This window comes from Cloacibacterium normanense (assembly GCF_003860565.1).
Classification (GTDB): domain Bacteria; phylum Bacteroidota; class Bacteroidia; order Flavobacteriales; family Weeksellaceae; genus Cloacibacterium; species Cloacibacterium normanense.
In genome coordinates this window covers 1,294,198-1,311,752 of record NZ_CP034157.1, presented here as the reverse complement: position 1 = coordinate 1,311,752, position 17,555 = coordinate 1,294,198, and the positions used below count along the sequence as shown (strand labels likewise).

At 34.9% G+C, this 17,555-nt stretch carries 16 protein-coding genes and 1 tRNA gene; 15 read left to right on the top strand and 2 right to left on the bottom strand.

Annotated elements, in window-relative coordinates; translation table 11 throughout:
- The first annotated feature begins 46 nt into the window (after positions 1-46).
- The 5 genes from EB819_RS06005 to EB819_RS05985 all read left to right on the top strand — a co-directional run bounded on the left by EB819_RS06005 (position 47) and on the right by EB819_RS05985 (position 5,603).
- Complete coding sequence (locus tag EB819_RS06005) at positions 47-1,135, top strand: efflux RND transporter periplasmic adaptor subunit (protein ID WP_069796534.1); 1,089 nt, start codon at positions 47-49, stop codon at positions 1,133-1,135.
- Between the two features lie 77 nt (positions 1,136-1,212).
- Entirely contained in the window at positions 1,213-4,458 is a 3,246-nt protein-coding gene (locus EB819_RS06000) for an efflux RND transporter permease subunit (protein WP_069796532.1), read from the top strand.
- A gap of 15 nt (positions 4,459-4,473) precedes the next feature.
- Positions 4,474-4,776: a hypothetical protein gene (locus EB819_RS05995; protein WP_069796530.1), complete on the top strand. Its 303-nt coding sequence runs from the start codon at positions 4,474-4,476 to the stop codon at positions 4,774-4,776.
- A gap of 10 nt (positions 4,777-4,786) precedes the next feature.
- Positions 4,787-4,993, top strand: a complete 207-nt coding sequence (locus EB819_RS05990; RefSeq protein WP_069796528.1) for a YgaP family membrane protein — start codon at positions 4,787-4,789, stop codon at positions 4,991-4,993.
- Between the two features lie 82 nt (positions 4,994-5,075).
- Positions 5,076-5,603, top strand: coding sequence for a GNAT family N-acetyltransferase (locus EB819_RS05985; RefSeq protein WP_069796526.1), 528 nt, complete (start codon positions 5,076-5,078; stop codon positions 5,601-5,603).
- Here EB819_RS05985 and EB819_RS12740 read toward each other — a convergent pair whose 3' ends face one another.
- The gene (locus EB819_RS12740) at positions 5,604-5,744 is read right to left on the bottom strand and encodes a hypothetical protein (RefSeq protein WP_164467601.1); all 141 of its coding nucleotides are present in this window, start codon (positions 5,742-5,744) and stop codon (positions 5,604-5,606) included.
- Between the two features lie 247 nt (positions 5,745-5,991).
- Positions 5,992-7,194 (bottom strand): phosphoserine phosphatase SerB, encoded by a 1,203-nt coding sequence (gene serB, locus EB819_RS05980; protein WP_317126176.1) that lies wholly within the window; start codon positions 7,192-7,194, stop codon positions 5,992-5,994.
- Between the two features lie 251 nt (positions 7,195-7,445).
- On the opposite strand from serB, the gene amaB reads away from it, so the two are divergent.
- From amaB to EB819_RS05930, 10 genes are all read left to right on the top strand, one after another.
- Positions 7,446-8,999, top strand: a complete 1,554-nt coding sequence (amaB, locus tag EB819_RS05975) for an L-piperidine-6-carboxylate dehydrogenase (protein ID WP_069796521.1) — start codon at positions 7,446-7,448, stop codon at positions 8,997-8,999.
- Between the two features lie 68 nt (positions 9,000-9,067).
- Positions 9,068-9,685, top strand: a complete 618-nt coding sequence (locus tag EB819_RS05970) for a hypothetical protein (protein WP_069796520.1) — start codon at positions 9,068-9,070, stop codon at positions 9,683-9,685.
- A 42-nt stretch (positions 9,686-9,727) separates the two neighbouring features.
- The gene (lat, locus tag EB819_RS05965) at positions 9,728-11,065 is read left to right on the top strand and encodes an L-lysine 6-transaminase (RefSeq protein WP_069796518.1); all 1,338 of its coding nucleotides are present in this window, start codon (positions 9,728-9,730) and stop codon (positions 11,063-11,065) included.
- A 176-nt stretch (positions 11,066-11,241) separates the two neighbouring features.
- Positions 11,242-14,163 (top strand): amidohydrolase family protein, encoded by a 2,922-nt coding sequence (locus tag EB819_RS05960; RefSeq protein WP_164467599.1) that lies wholly within the window; start codon positions 11,242-11,244, stop codon positions 14,161-14,163.
- 12 nt (positions 14,164-14,175) lie between these two features.
- Positions 14,176-15,444, top strand: coding sequence for an amidohydrolase family protein (locus tag EB819_RS05955; protein WP_069796514.1), 1,269 nt, complete (start codon positions 14,176-14,178; stop codon positions 15,442-15,444).
- A 30-nt stretch (positions 15,445-15,474) separates the two neighbouring features.
- Entirely contained in the window at positions 15,475-15,708 is a 234-nt protein-coding gene (locus EB819_RS05950) for a DUF2007 domain-containing protein (protein ID WP_069796512.1), read from the top strand.
- Between the two features lie 14 nt (positions 15,709-15,722).
- Positions 15,723-15,796 (top strand) — tRNA-Ala (locus tag EB819_RS05945).
- A gap of 162 nt (positions 15,797-15,958) precedes the next feature.
- A complete protein-coding gene (locus EB819_RS05940; RefSeq protein ID WP_069796510.1) occupies positions 15,959-16,162 on the top strand; it encodes a helix-turn-helix transcriptional regulator in 204 nt (67 codons plus the stop codon).
- Complete coding sequence (locus EB819_RS05935) at positions 16,162-16,482, top strand: HipA N-terminal domain-containing protein (RefSeq protein ID WP_069796509.1); 321 nt, start codon at positions 16,162-16,164, stop codon at positions 16,480-16,482. Before EB819_RS05940 ends, EB819_RS05935 begins: the two co-directional genes overlap by 1 nt.
- Positions 16,472-17,428 carry a type II toxin-antitoxin system HipA family toxin gene (locus EB819_RS05930; protein WP_245993233.1) on the top strand — a complete coding sequence of 319 codons (957 nt, stop codon included), beginning with the start codon at positions 16,472-16,474 and terminating at the stop codon, positions 17,426-17,428. Before EB819_RS05935 ends, EB819_RS05930 begins: the two co-directional genes overlap by 11 nt.
- Positions 17,429-17,555 lie beyond the last annotated feature (127 nt).

The window sequence follows — 17,555 nt, the reverse complement described above, 5'->3', positions numbered from 1 at the left end:
CTGTGTGTTCACTGCTTCTCTGTGTTTTAAATTTAAATAAATCATTATGAAAAAATATATTTATTCAGCATTATTTTTAGGAAGCGTATTCCTTGCAAGTTGTTCTTCAGACGAAAAAAAATCTGCAGAATTGAATGACAAACCAATCGCGGTTATCGTAAATAAATCTGCCACCAACGCAGTAGGTTCTAATGCTACAGCAAGTGGAAAATTAGTCGCTAAAAATTCGGTAAATGTTTCTACCAGAATGATGGGGTACATTACTGCAATGCGCGCAGAAGTAGGGCAATATGTGAATGCGGGTCAACTTTTAGTAAGCATCAACAGTACAGATATTCAGGCAAAAGGCGGACAAGCTTCTGCTGGAATAGCGCAAGCACAAGCCAACTACAATATCGCGAAAAAAGATTTTGAAAGATTTCAAAATTTATACAAAAATCAGTCTGCTTCTCAAAAAGAATTAGATGATATGAGAGCGCGCTACGAAATGGCTCAAGCAGGTTTACAAGCAGCGCAGCAAATGAAAAACGAAGTAAACGCTCAGTACAGATATACCAACGTTACGGCACCTATTTCTGGTACGGTTACTGCGAAATATGCCAGTCAAGGGGATATGGCAAGTCCAGGAATGCCTTTGTTAACCATAGAATCTCCAGGAGCTTTACAAGCCCAGGTTTTAGTTTCTGAACAGAATATTACCCTTTTAAAATCTGGAATGCCCGTAAAAGTAACTTTAAAATCTACCAATAAGGAAGTTTCGGGTACGGTTTCAGAAATCAGCAAATCTTCAACAAATACAGGTGGACAATACTTAGTGAAAGTCAATGTTCCTGCTTCTAAAGATTTATTACCAGGGATGTTTGTGAATGTTCAGTTTCCTTTCAAAAATTCTGGAAATGTAAACCAAGATTTTCAGGATGGCGTAATGATTCCTAAATCTGCATTTGTAGAAAACGGACAATTAACAGGAGTGTACACCGTGAGTTCACAAAATACCGCAGTTCTAAGATGGGTAAAAGTGGGTAAAACTTTCGGTGATCAAGTAGAAATTTTATCAGGTCTTAATGCAAATGACCAATATATCATTTCAGCACAAGGAAAATTGTATAACGGTGCAAAAGTTACTTTAAAATAATATGAGTTCCGAGATACGAGATATGAGTTTTTTACTCGAAACCCGTAACCCGAAACCCGTAACAAATAGAGAATAGTATGGAAAAAGGATTTGCAGGACGCATCGCCGAGTTTTTTATCAATTCAAAATTAACGATTTTGTTGATGATTGCATTGATGATTATTGGGGTGTACAGTTCCACATTAATACCAAGAGAAGAAGAGCCACAAATTATCGTTCCGATGGCAGACGTAATGGTAGGTTATCCTGGTGCTTCACCTAAAGAGGTAGAAAGCAGAGTGGTGAAACCATTAGAAAAAATCATCTCAAATATAAAAGGAGTAGAGCACGTTCATTCTATGGCAATGAACGGACAAGCCATGATTATCGTTCAGTTTTACGTAGGCGAAGATACAGAGCGTTCTTACGTTAAATTGTATGACGAACTCATGAAAAATAAAAATATTTTTCCGAAAGGCGTTTATGAACCGATGGTGAAAACACGTTCTATTGACGATGTTCCGATGCTAGGTTTAACACTTTGGAGTGAAAAATACAACGATTACGAACTTCGTCAGATGACAGAAGAATTGTCTTCGGAAATCAAAAAAATTAAAGACGTTTCTTTAACCAAAGTGATTGGAGGAAGAAACCGCCAATTAAAAGTAGAGTTAGACAAAGATAAAATGGCGGAATTAAGCATTGACGCATTAAACGTGATGCAAATGATTCAAGCCAATAACGGAAGCTCTCAATCAGGAAGTTTCGATTCTAATGATACGCAATATCTTTTAACAACAGGGCAATTTTTAAGTTCCGCCGAAGATGTAGAAAATTTGGTGGTGGGAACTTCGCAAAATATGCCGGTTTACCTGAAACAAATTGCAAAAGTAGAAGATGGAGCGCAATCTCCAGCGAATTATGTGAGTTTCGGTTATGGAAATGCAGTTGAAAATGGTAAAAAATTCAAGTCAGAATATCCTGCCGTTACGCTTTCTGTTTCTAAAGTGAAAGGAGCAGATGCCATGAAAATTTCTGAACAAATTTTGGATAAAGTAGAAGATTTAAAGAAAACGTTAATTCCGAATGATGTTCATGTAGAAGTCACCAGAAATTACGGAGAAACCGCTTCTCATAAAGTTTCAGAATTATTGATGCACCTTGGAGTTGCGATTTTAGCAGTTACTGTTCTGGTTATGTTGGCAATGGGTTGGAGAGGCGGATTAGTCGTTTTCTTCTCAGTTCCTTTAACCTTTGCATTGACGCTTTTCAGTTACTATATGTTGGGTTATACGCTGAACAGAATCACGCTTTTCGCATTGGTTTTTGTGGTGGGAATTGTGGTAGACGACAGTATTATTATTGCTGAAAACATGCACCGTCACTTCCACATGAAGAAATTGCCATTCAAACAAGCTGCGATTTATGCCATAAATGAAGTTGGAAACCCTACGATTTTGGCAACGTTCACCGTAATTGCTGCCATTTTACCGATGGCTTTCGTAAGCGGAATGATGGGACCTTATATGTCTCCAATGCCAATTGGTGCTTCTATTGCGATGATGCTTTCATTATTCGTAGCGTTAACGGTTACCCCTTATCTGGGTTATCATTTATTGAAAGTAAAAGATAACGAAGAACACAAGGAAGAACAGGGAATGGAAACCAGCAAAATCTATAAAATTTACAAAAAAATAGAACAACCATTCTTAGACAGCGGCAAAAAACGTTGGACGATGATGGGAATTACCGTAGTGTTGCTATTGATTTCTATGTTGGCTTTCGCTACAAAATGGGTGGCAGTAAAAATGCTTCCTTTTGACAATAAAAATGAAATCCAAGTGGTGATTGATATGCCAGAAGGAACGACTTTGGAAAGAACGGCATCAGTTTCTCAAGAAATTGCGCAGTACCTGAAAACAGTTCCAGAAGTGGTAAATTATCAGTCTTACGTCGGGTCTTCTGCACCGATTACTTTCAATGGTTTGGTTCGTCATTATGATATGCGTGGACAAAGCAATACCGCTGATATTCAAGTGAATTTATTGCACAAAGAAGACAGAAATAATCAAAGTCACGATGTAGCAAAAAACATTCGTCCAGAAATTCAGAAAATTGCAAAAAAATACAATGCCAATGTAAAAATTGTAGAAGTACCACCTGGTCCGCCAGTTTTATCAACCATTGTGGCAGAAATTTATGGTCCTGATTACGATGAGCAAATTAAAGTAGCCAATCAGGTTCAAAATATTCTGAACAATACAGATGATGTGGTAGATGTAGATTGGATGGTTGAAGCGCCACAAACAGAGTTCAAATTGGTTGCTGATAAAGAAAAAGCAATGTTGAACGGTGTTGCTCCAGCGCAAATTGTAGGAAATATCACGTATTTGATGGGTGAACATCCGATTGGAAATCTGTATGATGAGAAATCGAACGATGCGGTAGATATCGTAATGAAATTGAATGATGCGGATAAAACATCAATTACAGACATTACTGATGTAAAAATTAAAGGACAAATGGGGAATATGGTTCCTGTAAGTGATTTGGTGAAAGTTCAGCGCGAAGAATTACAGAAAACCATTTACAGAAAAGACCAAAAAAGGGTAGTGTATGTATTGGCAGATATGGCAGGAGGTTTAGAAAGTCCAGCGTACGCAATTCTAGGAATGGAAGAAAAATTGAAAAAAATGCAACTTCCAAAAGGATATTCTATTAATGAACTGTACATGAATCAACCAAGCAATGAAGATGATTATACCGTGAAATGGGACGGAGAATGGCAAATTACGTTAGAAGTATTCCGAGATTTAGGAGCAGCTTTTGCAGTGGTAATTATCATTATTTACATGCTGATTGTAGGTTGGTTCCAAAACTTTAAAACACCAATGGTCATGATGGTTGCGATTCCATTGTCGTTAATAGGAATTGTCTTGGGACACTGGTTATTAGGAGCGTTCTTCACCGCAACTTCATTCATCGGGATGATTGCTTTAGCGGGAGTCATGGTAAGAAACTCAGTATTGCTCATTGACTTTATAGAAATCAGACTCAATGAAGGAATTCCGATGAAACAGGCGATTATAGAAGCAGGAGCGGTAAGAACTACACCAATTTTATTAACAACAGGAGCGGTGGTTATAGGAGCGGTAATCATCTTATTCGACCCTATTTTCCAAGGATTAGCCATTTCATTAGTTTTTGGAGCAATCGTTTCTACATTGTTGACGCTAATCGTAATTCCGTTGATTTATTACATGACAGAAAAGAAAAAATGGGAGAAAATACACGCAGATGAAAGAAGTGAGTATGGTGAGATTTCTTCAGATGATAACCTATAAAAAAATGTATTCAATATGAAACTTTTAATGATTACAGCGATTAGAGAATTTGAGAAAAATGTAAAAGATATTCTCAATCATTCTGGAGTAAAATCTTTTTCATACCATTATGTAAAAGGTTACAAAAATGAAAGCGATGGCAGTTCAGAAAACTGGTTCGGAGCTTCACACACCGAGATAGATTCTGTATTATTTGCCGTTTTTATCGATGAGAATTTTAATGAAGAAGTGTATAGAAAAGTGGAGTTTTTCAATGGAAAACAAAAATCCCTTTCTAAAATCCATGTGGCTACAATGAATATAGAAAAATCAATATAACAATAAAAATATGAAGACAAGAGTAATCCACGGGTTCGCAGGAACCATGATATTAACAAGTTTGTTACTGGGAATTTTTGTACACCAAAATTGGTTTTGGTTAACAGGTTTCGTAGGTGCTAATTTGTTTCAAAACGCTTTTACCAACTGGTGTTTATTAAGTACCATTTTAGAAAAATTGGGCTTAAAAGACGAAAAAGACACTTGTTGTAACTAAATTTTTTTTCATTTGTGTTTTTAGGCTTCATTTGTATTTTACAAGTGGGGCCTTTTTTATTACATTTGTTAAAAATAAAGTCATGGATTTCAGCATACAACCCATTTTAGAAACGAATAAAGTAAGATTGATTCCTCTTCAGGAATCAGATTTCGAAAGATTGTATCAAGTAGCTTCAGACCCTTTGGTTTGGGAACAACACCCGAATAAAAACCGTTTTCAAAGAGATATTTTTAGAAATTTTTTTGATGGAGCCATGATTTCCGAAGGCGCTTTTATCATCATCGATAAAGTAAGCAATGAAGTGGCGGGAAGCACCAGATTTTACAGTTATGACGAAGATGAAAACTCTATTTTCATAGGCTATACTTTTTACGGCAGAAAATTTTGGGGAGGTCAGTTGAATCCTATTGTTAAAAAAATGATGTTAGACTATATTTTCCAATATGTAGATTTGGTGAAGTTTCATGTAGGCGCAGAAAATTGGCGTTCAAGAAAAGCCATGGAAAAATTAGGAGCCGAATTCAAAGGCGAAGTAATGGTAGCCTATCATGGCGAACCTACCAAACAAAATGTAGAATTTTGGATTAAAAAAGAAAATTGGAAATAGTTACATGCAGCCTTTCAAAGCATTGGCTCCCCAAATAATAGCAATCAAAGAAAGCGTTCCTTTGACTGAGAAAAATAAAATGCCGAGCCAACCGTATTTTTTAAGAAGGGTTTTCCATTTTGGAGTCTTTTTTTCTTCCATAAATATTTTTTTAATTTATAATATTGAATTTAAGAGCCTATCTAGATTTTATTTTTTTAAATTTTGTAAACTCTGAAATATTCAATTTAAAAATGTTTTTTATATTGTATTTCTCGCAGATTTTGCAGATTAAGCCGATATTCTTTGAATATCTAAATCTGCTAAATCCGTCTAATCAGCGAGATAATTGATTCTAAATTTTTATAAATCTTAATGGCTAAAAATTGGTTCTAATTTGATGAAGATTCTAAAAATCTTCGTTGATGTGTTTGTCTCTAAATCCTAAAAAGTATAAAACCCCGTCTAAACCTATTGATGAGATAGATTGTCTGGCATTTTCTTTAACCTTTGGTTTGGCATGAAAAGCAATTCCTAATCCTGCAATGTTCAGCATCGGTAAATCATTGGCGCCGTCTCCTACAGCAATTACTTGATCCAATTCTATATTTTCTACTTGAGCCAAAAATTTCAAAAGTTCTGCTTTTCTGTTTCCATCTACGATGTCTCCCAAATGTTTCCCAGTAAGCTTTCCATCTTTTATTTCGAGTTCGTTGGCATATAAATAATCTACCCCAAAACGTTTTTTAAGATATTTCCCGAAAAAGGTAAATCCACCCGATAGAATGGCAATTTTATAACCACATTTCTTTAAAATATGCATCAGTCGGTCTGCACCATCCATAATCGGAAGATTTTCTGCAATTTCTTGCAATACAGATTCGTCTAAACCTTCCAAAAGAGAAACACGTTTTTTAAAACTTTCGCTAAAATCTATTTCGCCGCGCATCGCTGCTTCAGTGATGGCTCTTACTTCTTCACCAGCTCCAGCTCTTTCTGCTAATTCATCGATAACTTCTGTTTTGATTAAAGTAGAATCCATATCGAAACAGATTAAACGTCTGTTTCTGCGGTAAATATTATCTTTTTGAAATGAAATATCAATGTCTAATGCGCCACTTAAAGTCACAAATTTTTCGTGAATTAAATTCACATTTTGTGGAGTTCCACGCACCGAAAATTCTATACAAGACCTATTTTGACTATCGTCTTCAGAATCCAGTGGAATTCTTCCTGTCAATCTTTTAATGGTGTCAATGTTGAGACCTTGCTCTGCAATCACTTTCGTGACATGAGCCAATTGGTTGGCTTCTATTTTTTGACCAAGAACCGTAATCACGTAGCTTTCTTTGCCTTGTCTAGAAACCCATTGATCATAATCTTCTCTTTCGATGGGTGTAAATTTGGCTTGTACACCAAGTTCGTAAGATTTAAAAAGCAAGTCTTTCAAAATATTGCCTTGCATAACAGGATCTAAACGAAACAAAATGCCTAAAGATAAGGATTGATGGATGTTTGCCTGACCAATATCGAGAATCGTTGCATTGTGTTTACTTAAAATTTCAGTGAGCGATGAGGTTACCCCGGGTTTATCTTCTCCGGTAATACTCATTAATACAATTTCATGTTTGGTCATATCAATTCTTTGCCCAAAAATACAAAATTTCTGCAAAATTCCCTTTCTATACCATTCATTTTCTTTTCTGAAATTTTTAATATAATAGATATTTTATCTTTCAAATTCTTTTATTGTAAAAAATAAATTTATCTAACGTTTAATTTTGAAAAATATTTAACAAAATGCGATTTTTTTTATTGATTCTTTAAAATTTGATATATTTACCAAAATTCAAATTCAACATAATGTCAAAGAAAAATAAAGATTTCGGGATTGAAAAAGTTTTAAAAAATTTAGGAATTAAAGCAGAGAATAAAGGCTCTTCTACTGGAGGAAAATGGTTTGCTACAGGAAAAGTAATCGAAAGTTACTCGCCAGTAGATGGAAATTTAATTGCTAAAGTCACCGCTTCTTCAAAAAAAGACTACGAAAAAGTAATCGAAGAAGCAGAAAAAGCATTCAAAGAATTCAGACTGATGCCAGCTCCAAAACGTGGAGAAATCGTAAGACAGTTTGGCGATAAACTCAGAAAACATAAAGAAGATTTAGGGAAACTTGTTTCTTATGAAATGGGTAAATCACTACAGGAAGGTTTGGGCGAAGTTCAAGAGATGATAGACATCTGCGATTTTGCAGTAGGTTTATCTCGTCAGTTACATGGTTTAACCATGCATTCAGAACGTCCAGGTCACAGAATGTACGAACAATATCATCCTTTAGGTATTGTAGGAATTATTTCTGCATTCAATTTTCCAGTAGCAGTTTGGTCTTGGAACACTGCATTAGCTTGGATTTGTGGAGATGTTTGCGTGTGGAAACCTTCAGAAAAAACACCATTGTGCGGAATTGCTTGTCAAAACATCATCACCGAAGTGCTTCAAGAGAATAATCTTCCTTTAGGAATTTCAAATTTAGTCATTGGAGATGCTGAAATTGGGGATTTAATGGCAAAAGACACCAGAGTTCCTCTAGTTTCTGCAACAGGTTCTACCAGAATGGGAAAAATTGTAGCCCAAAATGTAGCAGCGAGATTAGGAAAATCACTTCTGGAATTAGGAGGAAATAATGCGATTGTCGTAACACCAGATGCAGACATTAAAATGACAGTAATTGGTGCGGTTTTCGGAGCAGTAGGAACTGCGGGTCAACGTTGTACTTCTACCAGAAGACTCATCATTCATGAAAGCATTTATGATAAAGTAAAAGATGCGATTGTAGCAGCTTACGGACAATTAAAAATAGGAAATCCTCTTGATCAGAATAATCACGTAGGTCCATTGATCGATACCGATGCAGTGAAAATGTATGAAGAGGCATTGAAAAAAGTGAAAAAAGAAGGCGGTATACTGATTGTAGAAGGCGGTGTTTTAAAAGGAAAAGGCTACGAAAGTGGTTGCTATGTAAAACCAGCGATTGCAGAAGCAGAAAACGATTTTGAAATTGTACAGCACGAAACTTTTGCACCGATTTTATACTTGTTAAAATATTCAGGAGACGTAGAAAATGCCATTGAAATTCAAAATGGAGTAGCACAAGGTTTATCTTCTGCGATTATGACCAATAATTTAAGAGAAGCCGAAAAATTCCTTTCTCACGCAGGTTCAGATTGTGGAATTGCCAATGTAAACATCGGAACTTCTGGTGCCGAAATTGGTGGAGCTTTCGGTGGAGAAAAAGAAACAGGAGGCGGTAGAGAATCAGGTTCAGACGCTTGGAAAGTGTACATGAGAAGACAAACCAATACCATCAATTACACCACAAACCTACCTTTAGCACAAGGAATTAAGTTTGATTTGTAAAATGCGAGATGTAAAATGCAGGATGCAGGAAGTTTTACCATTTGTCATTCTGAATGAAACGAAGTGAAATGAAGAATCTATTTTTAATATTATCATTTTTTCTGGTTTTTTCTTGTGAAAAGAAGGAAAAAGAGAAAGTCAATAATAACGATTTAATTAAAAAAGAAAATTCAGAAATTTTCTACCCAAGAGATTTGATTGAACTTGAACTTGAAGATTCTTTAAACTGGGCTGCACAATTTAAAGAACTTCAGAAAGCTTTTTTTGAGAATGATGAAACTAAAATTAAAACTTTTGTTAAGAATCCAATAATGTCAGAATCCAATAGTATTTGGCATTTGTTAGAGATTGATGTTACGAAAAATGACAATACTGAAGTTCCATTTACTAATAAGGACTTCGAAAAGTATCATCATTTGATTTTTAGTCCAATTTTTTTGGAATTATTTCAAAAAATAGATTTCAATGAGTTTTACGTCAAAAGCAATTATGAAGCAAAATTTATCAAAAAAGGAAAAGAAAGATATAAAATGATTTGTTCTAAAGTAGATGACCTTTACATTTTGAATTTGTATTCAGAAGCTGAATACGAAGAAGGAATGGGAAATATGGAATTTTCAGTTATCTATGAATTTAAAATAATCAATCAAAAATTGAAATTGATTGATATTGAACTTGCAGGATAAAATCATCAAATCAACAAATTAACAAATTATCACATTAATCATATGAACAAAACAATAGAATTAAGCCACGAAGTTGCAGGCAACAAAGTAAAAGCAACATTAGGAAAACATATTTTAGCAGATGGTTTTGATTTCGTAATGGATTACGAAAAATCACACGGCTCTTGGATTCATGACCGTTTAACAGGAACAGAATTTCTGGATATGTTTTCAATGTTCGGTTCTGCTTCGGTAGGGTATAATCATCCGTATATCGTAGGGAAATCTGCGTGGTTGGGCAAAATGGCAGTGTACAAACCTACCATGTCTGATGTGTATTTACAGGAATATGCAGATTTCGTAGAAACCTTCAGCAGAGTAGCGATTCCAGAAGAATTGCCGTATTGTTTCTTTGTAGAAGGAGGTGCTCTTGCAGTAGAAAATGCTTTGAAAACAGCTTTCGACTGGAAAACCAGAAAAAATTGGCTCAAAGGAAGCAAAACCGAAGGCTCTGTTGCGATCCACTTTAAACAAGCTTTCCATGGAAGAAGTGGTTATACATTGAGTTTAACCAATACCAATGACCCAAGAAAATATCAATATTTTCCATTGTTTGATTGGCCAAGAATCATCAATCCGAAATTGTATTTCCCAATCACCGAAGAAAATTTACAGGAAACCATCAAGAATGAACAATTAGCTTTGGTTCAGATTGAAGAAGCGATTTTATCAAATCAAGATAAGGCAGCTTGTATCATCATCGAAACCATTCAGGCTGAAGGTGGAGACAATCATTTCCGTGATGAATTTTTAGTAGAATTAAGAAGAATCTGCGACGAAAACGAAATGTTGCTCATTTTTGATGAGGTACAAACAGGAATCGGAATTACAGGTAAAATGTGGGCGTTCCAAAATTATAGCGTAGTTCCGGATGTGATTTCTTTCGGGAAAAAAGCACAGGTTTGTGGTATTTTGGCAAGTAAAACCAAGTTAGACGAAGTAGAACACCACGTTTTTGCTGAAAGTTCTAGAATCAACTCTACTTTCGGAGGAAATTTCATCGATATGCTAAGATTCCAATTGGTTTTAGAAATTATCGAAAAAGAAAATCTTCTGGAAAACGTTCAGAAACAAGGCGAATTTTTATTGGAAGGTTTACAAAAACTTCAAGCGAAGTTCCCACACCTAATTTCTAATGCAAGAGGAAGAGGATTAATGTGTGCTTTTGATTTACCAGACGGAAAAGCAAGAGCCGATTTCCAAGAAAAACTCTTCGAAGAAAACGTAATTGTACTCATCTGTGGCGAAAAATCGATTAGATTCCGTCCACATTTGAATGTAACTCAAGAAGACTTGCAATTTGCTTTGGATAAAATAGAAAAAATTGCATCAAACTACTAAAACTTTTAACATTTACTATATTTCTCACAATCGTTCAATTTTTAAAAATTGAGCGATTTTTTTTGTCCTCTTTTTATTTCAAAAAATATTCCTATTTTTAAAAAATCTAAAAATAGTTCATTATTATTGATATGAAGAAAGTATTGAGTCTCTTTTCTTGCATTCTTTTCAGTTGGATGCAAGCACAATTAGGGTATTGGCAAAATGACACCACTACCAAAGATCAAAGCATTTATGCAATTAAAAACATCACCTTGTATCAGGATTACAAAACAGTGATTCCAGATGCAGTTTTGGTCATTCAAAATGGTAAAGTGTTAGAATCGGGTAAAGTAGCAATCCCGAAAAATGCCGTGGTGATTGATGGAAAAGGAAAGTTTGTCTATCCTTCATTTATTGATTTGTATACCAATATTGGCGTAGAAAAATCTGAAGCGAAACAAGCAGATTCTAGAAGCATCTATCTTCCGAATACCGCTTCTGCAGCGGCGTATAATGATGCTGTAAAAGCCTATTCTAGGGCAGTTGACCAATTTACCAATCAAGGAAAAGACTACGAAGAATACTTAAATCAAGGTTTCGGTACAGTTTTAAGTTTCAACCAGGATGGAATCGTGAGAGGTTCTGCGGTGCTGTACAATTTAGGAAACGGAAAACCTGCAGAAAAAATCATCAAAGAAGATGCAGCTTTAATGCTTTCTTTTGACAAAGGCAGTTCTAGACAGTCTTATCCTACTTCTTTGGCGGGTTCTATTGCCTTGTTGAGACAGTTTTATTTAGATGCAGATTGGTATGAAAAAGGAGGAAGTGCAGTAGAGAAAAATCTAAACTTAGAAGCATTTAATCAATATAAAAAATTACCAACCATCATCGAAACTTCTGAAAAATGGGACGTTTTAAGAGCGGATAAAATTGGAGACGAAGCCCTACAGCAATTCGTTTTTATGGGTTCTGGAAATGAATACCAAAGAGCCAAAGAAATGAAATCTACAGGTGGTTTCTTTTTATTGCCTTTAGAATATCCTAAACCGTATCAGATTAATGATGCTTTAGATGTAGAAAATGCCAATGTTGCTGAATTAAAGCATTGGGAATTGGCGCCTTATAATGCAATGTTTCTTCAAAAAGAAAATGTAGACTTTGCCTTCACGATGAATAAGTTGAAAGACAAATCTTCATTCTTAGGAAAAATTAGAGAACTCTATAAAAATGGTTTGTCTAAAGAAGCAATTCTGAAATCTTTGACCGAAAACCCTGCAAAAATTGTAAAATCAGAAACCACTTTAGGGAATTTAAGAAAAGGAAGTTATGCCAATTTCTTATTATTTACAGAAGATTTATTCAGCAAAGATGCCGTTTTACAGGAAAATTGGGTGACAGGAAAAAACTTCGTGGTAAATAAATTGTTAGACCAAGACATTAGAGGAGTGTATCAACTTACGATAAACAATCAGAACTATGATTTAAAAATTGCGGGTTCTCTTCTGAAGCCAGAAGCTAAAGTAAGTCAGGAGAAGAAAGACGGAAAAGTAAAACTAAACGTGAGCGACTATAAAATGGCTCTGGAATTGGTTTTACCGAAAGATTCTGTACAGAATTATAGAATTCTTTATCCGCTTGCAGATTATAAAAACACCAATGGTTTTGCCCTGAACAAACAAGGAAACAAAGTTCCTTACAGCATCACCTTTGTAAAAAATAATGAAGCTGAAACCAAAAAAGAAGAAGAAAAGCCAAAAGAAATCGGTAAAATTTGGTATCCTTTTGCAGCTTTTGGAAGCGAAAATGTGCCGACTCAAAAAGATTATATTATTAGAAATGCTACGGTTTGGACCAATACCTCAAAAGGAATTGTAAAAAATTATGATGTTAAAATTTCTAAAGGAAAAATCGTAGAAGTAGGCACTCAATTAAGCAAAGGAAACGCCGAAGAAATTGACGGAACCAATTTACACTTAACCAATGGAATCATAGATGAACACACGCATATCGGACTTTCTAGAGGCGTAAATGAAGCGGGAAGCAATTCTTCTGCAGAGGTGAGAATGAGCGATGTCATCAATCCTGATGATGTAAATTTCTACAGACAGATTGTAGGCGGTGTTACCACAGCACAACAATTACACGGTTCTGCAAATCCTATTGGCGGACAGTCTTCCATTGTGAAATTTGCTTGGGGAGAAAATGCCGAAAACATGAAGTTTCCTAATGCGCCTCAATTCATCAAATTTGCTTTGGGAGAAAACGTAAAACAATCGAATTGGGGCAATAACCCTAATCGTTTTCCTCAGTCGAGAGGTGGAGTAGAACAGGCATTTGACTTTTGGTTCACCAGAGCTTTAGAATACGAAAAAGAAAAGCAAACCAATAAAAATTACAGAAAAGATTTAAGACTAGAAACGCATTTAGAAATTTTAAAATCTAAACGCTACATCACTTGTCATTCTTATGTGCAAAGCGAAATCAACATGTTTATGAAAATTGCAGAGAAATTTAATTTCAAAGTAAACACCTTCACGCACATTTTAGAAGGCTACAAAGTGGCAGACAAGATGAAATTGCACGGAGCAAACGCTTCTACATTCTCAGATTGGTGGGGTTATAAAGAAGAAGTGAGAGAAGCCATTCCTTACAATGCTGCGATTTTATTAAAATCTGGAGTCAATACCGCCATCAATTCTGATGATGCCGAAATGGCGAGAAGACTGAATCAGGAAGCAGGTAAATTGGTTAAATACGGAAACATTTCTCAAGAAGAAGCTTGGAAAACCGTAACGCTGAATCCTGCCAAAATGCTGAAACTAGACCATAAATTAGGAACAATTGAAGTAGGTAAAGATGCTGATTTGGTATTGTGGACAGACAATCCATTGAGTATTTATGCTACGGTAAATAAAACTTTTGTAGACGGAAAACTCATTTTTGATGCTCAAAAACAAGCCGAAAAAGATGAAATGGTGAAGAACGAGAAAAACAGAATTATTCAAAAAATGTTATTCTCAGATGATGCCAAAAAAGGAAATACCCAGTCAGTAAAAACAGAGCAAAAGAAATTGTACCACTGTGATACGTTAGAAGAAGATTTTCATCAACACTAAAAATTAAATTTCATGAAAAAAATATTTTTCACTTTATATATTTTGGTTTCGGCAATGGTTTTGGCACAAAGACCAAATCCTGCACCTGCACAAAAAAATCCGATTGCCATTACCAATGCCACGATTCACACCGCTACAGGAACGGTTTTAAATAACGCTTCTCTTGTTTTTGAAAACGGAAAAATCACCCAGATTAATGGAAGCATTCCGAGTAATGCAGAAGTCATCAATGCCCAAAATAAACACGTTTATCCGGGTTTTATTTTGGTGAATAATACATTAGGCTTGGTAGAAATTTCCGCAACCAATGCCACCGTAGATTATAGAGAAGCCAATGATATTTCGCCAGAAGTACGTTCGCTCATCTCTTTCAATACAGACTCTCATGTCATTCCCGTGATTAGAAGTAATGGCGTTTTATTAACTCAGCCGGTTCTGAAACACGGCACATTGTCTTGTACCTCTTCCATCATGCAACTAGACGCTTGGAACTGGGAAGATGCGGTGGTAGCTACGGATAATGTTTTGCACCTTTCTTGGCCTGAAATTTTTAGAATTGACGATGAAAAAAGAAACAAGGAATTCCAAACCAGAAGAACAGAAAAAATTAAAGAACTCACTTCCCTCTTTCAGAGAGCGCAGCAATATGACAATCAGCAAGTGAAAGATTATAAACTGAACGCCATAAAACCAGTCTTTGAAAACAGAAAACTATTTGTGGAAGTAGCAGGAGCCAATGAAACGCTAGAAGTGATTGCTTGGGCCAATAAACTAAACCTTAAAAATGTAGTTTTGATTGGTGAAAGCAATTTGGTAGGGGTTTTAGATGATGTTAAAAAGAGCAATTTCCCACTCATCATCAAGAGAGTTCACAGCTTGCCGGTCAACAGTTCGGATTCCCCGAGATTACCTTACGAATTTGCAAAATTGGTGCAAGATAAAGGCATTCTCTACGGGTTAGATTACAGCGGAGATATGGAATACCAAAATTCTAGAAATCTTCCGTTTTTGGCTGGAACTACCGTTGCGTATGGTGTAGAAAAAGAGAAAGCCTTACAAAGCATCACCATTAACCTTGCCATAATGTTGGGAATTGATAAAAACTACGGAACTTTAGAAGTAGGAAAAAGCGCTACACTTTTCATTTCTGAGGGTGATGCACTGGATCAATTAACCAATAATGTGACTGAAGCTTTCATAGAGGGTAGAAAAATTAATCTAGACAATCAACAGAAAGAACTTTACAAAACATATCAAGAGAAGTATCGATTAAATCAGTAATTTTTATAAATTTGTGTTAAAATTAGAAATATGGGAGCAGAATTACCAAGAGTTTCGGTATTTGAAGCAGATGAAATGGTTCAAATACAAATCGTGAAAAAGAAATTAGAAGATGTAGGAATCGCTTGTTCAGTGAGCAATAAATACCTTAATAATTTGCTTTCTACACCTACCGCTACCGCTTTAAAACTAGAGGTAAACATTCATGACGAGCAAAAAGCTTTTGAAATTATAGACCATTATTTGGCAGAAAAAGAAAACTAAGTTTTCTTTTTTATGGGGAATTAGCTCATCTGGCTAGAGCGTTAGACTGGCAGTCTAAAGGTGGTGGGTTCGAGTCCCATATTCTCCACAAATAAACGTTAAAACACTTGCAATTTTGTGAGTGTTTTTTTTGTTTTAAAACAAATTTTATACCCGAAAAGGTATAATCTATGCAATTAAATCTATTTTTATACCCGAAAAGGTATATTATTATAAATTTTTACTATATTTGTACCTTAAAGGGTATAAAATGGAAAGTAAACTTTCACTTTTTGTTAAGGAAAAACGCAAACAATTAAAACTTACTCAGTCAGAACTTGCCGAAAGAGCAGGGGTTGGGTTACGTTTTATTAGGGAGTTAGAACAAGGGAAACAGACGGTTCGCTTAGATAAAGTGAATCAAGTCTTGGCGTTGTTCGGAAGTAAAATGGGAGTAATTAAAAAATCTGAATAATGAGACAGGCGCAAGTTTTTTATCAATATCAATTGGCAGGACTTCTCACTGAAAATGAAGAGGGGTATTTTTTTGTGTATGAAAGTCAATATCTTGAAAACCCAAATTCCAAACCTGTAAGTTTAACTTTGCCTTTACAAAAGGCTGCTTTTCAAAGTAAGATTTTGTTTCCTTTTTTTGATGGTTTGATTCCTGAAGGATGGTTATTGAATATTGCAATAGACAACTGGAAAATTAATCCGAGAGATCGTTTCGGTTTACTACTTTCTATGTGCAGAGATTGTATAGGTTGTATTTCTATCATTCCAAATGAAAACTAAAATGAAGAATTGTTTGTATTGTTATCAGCCTTTAGAAGGAAATGAAATAGATTTTCACCAAGCATGTTCCAAAAAAATGTTTGGGACAAACGTTTCACCTATTCTCGATTTTAACCTAAAAGAAACTGAAGAAATCGCCAAAAAATTGGTGATTAAAAGTATAGCGGTTACTGGTGTTCAGCCAAAACTTTCTTTGGAACTGGAAAAAAAATTAAAAGAAATTCCTCGTTTAACGATAGTAGGATTGCATGGGGATTATATTTTTAAGCCTCAATCTCAACAGTTTGCCGAATTGCCAGAAAATGAGGATTTAACAATGCATTTAGCAGAATTGGTAAAAATAAAAGTAGCAAAACATTCTCTTATTAGGCTAAAATCTGGTGAGTTAGGCTATATTACCAAAAGATTTGACAGAAACAAAGGAAAGAAAATAGCAGTAGAAGATTTTTGTCAGTTAAGCGAAAATCTTACAGAACACAAGTACAGAGGCTCTGTAGAAAAAATAGGAAAATTAGTATATCAATTCACTGCAAATAAAGGTTTTGAATCTCAACGTTTGTTTGAATTGGTACTTTTTAGTTTTCTCATAGGAAATTCAGATATGCATTTGAAAAACTATTCACTGATTGAAAATGCTTTGGGAGAGTATGAGTTTTCTCCAGCTTATGATTTGTTAAGTACAGTACTTGTAATTCCTGATGATAATGAAGAATCTGCATTAACCATTAACGGTAAGAAAAATAGAATAGGATTAAAGGATTTTAATAAATTAGCCAATTCCTTAAATATTAATGAGAAGTCTTTGCAGGCTATTTATAGTCGTTTTAATAAAGTTTTACCAAAATGGAAAGATTTTATTAACCAAAGTTTTCTTTCTGATGAAATGAAAACCCATTATACTCAATTAATCACCCATAGATTTGATACATTATTTCCAAAAATTTAGAAAAACGGAAAATTAATTGGGATAGAAAGAATTTTAAAAAACCGTTTTAATAAAAGACAAACGTTTTTTATCAAGCATATTTTTGTAAATTTATTTCTTTTTTAAAATAAAAAAAATGCATTTTTGC

Excerpts from the sequence above, each read along its gene's own strand:
- EB819_RS05970 (WP_069796520.1), top strand. The coding sequence starts at position 9,068 with ATGAAGAATCTATTTTTAATATTATCATTTTTTCTGGTTTTTTCTTGT.
- EB819_RS05930 (WP_245993233.1), top strand. The coding sequence starts at position 16,472 with ATGAAAACTAAAATGAAGAATTGTTTGTATTGTTATCAGCCTTTAGAA.
- EB819_RS05995 (WP_069796530.1), top strand. The coding sequence starts at position 4,474 with ATGAAACTTTTAATGATTACAGCGATTAGAGAATTTGAGAAAAATGTA.
- EB819_RS12740 (WP_164467601.1), bottom strand. The coding sequence starts at position 5,744 with ATGGAAGAAAAAAAGACTCCAAAATGGAAAACCCTTCTTAAAAAATAC.
- EB819_RS05950 (WP_069796512.1), top strand. The coding sequence starts at position 15,475 with ATGGGAGCAGAATTACCAAGAGTTTCGGTATTTGAAGCAGATGAAATG.
- EB819_RS05955 (WP_069796514.1), top strand. The coding sequence starts at position 14,176 with ATGAAAAAAATATTTTTCACTTTATATATTTTGGTTTCGGCAATGGTT.
- EB819_RS05935 (WP_069796509.1), top strand. The coding sequence starts at position 16,162 with ATGAGACAGGCGCAAGTTTTTTATCAATATCAATTGGCAGGACTTCTC.
- EB819_RS05960 (WP_164467599.1), top strand. The coding sequence starts at position 11,242 with ATGCAAGCACAATTAGGGTATTGGCAAAATGACACCACTACCAAAGAT.
- EB819_RS05985 (WP_069796526.1), top strand. The coding sequence starts at position 5,076 with ATGGATTTCAGCATACAACCCATTTTAGAAACGAATAAAGTAAGATTG.
- EB819_RS05990 (WP_069796528.1), top strand. The coding sequence starts at position 4,787 with ATGAAGACAAGAGTAATCCACGGGTTCGCAGGAACCATGATATTAACA.
- amaB (WP_069796521.1), top strand. The coding sequence starts at position 7,446 with ATGTCAAAGAAAAATAAAGATTTCGGGATTGAAAAAGTTTTAAAAAAT.
- EB819_RS06000 (WP_069796532.1), top strand. The coding sequence starts at position 1,213 with ATGGAAAAAGGATTTGCAGGACGCATCGCCGAGTTTTTTATCAATTCA.
- lat (WP_069796518.1), top strand. The coding sequence starts at position 9,728 with ATGAACAAAACAATAGAATTAAGCCACGAAGTTGCAGGCAACAAAGTA.
- EB819_RS06005 (WP_069796534.1), top strand. The coding sequence starts at position 47 with ATGAAAAAATATATTTATTCAGCATTATTTTTAGGAAGCGTATTCCTT.
- EB819_RS05940 (WP_069796510.1), top strand. The coding sequence starts at position 15,959 with ATGGAAAGTAAACTTTCACTTTTTGTTAAGGAAAAACGCAAACAATTA.
- serB (WP_317126176.1), bottom strand. The coding sequence starts at position 7,194 with ATGAGTATTACCGGAGAAGATAAACCCGGGGTAACCTCATCGCTCACT.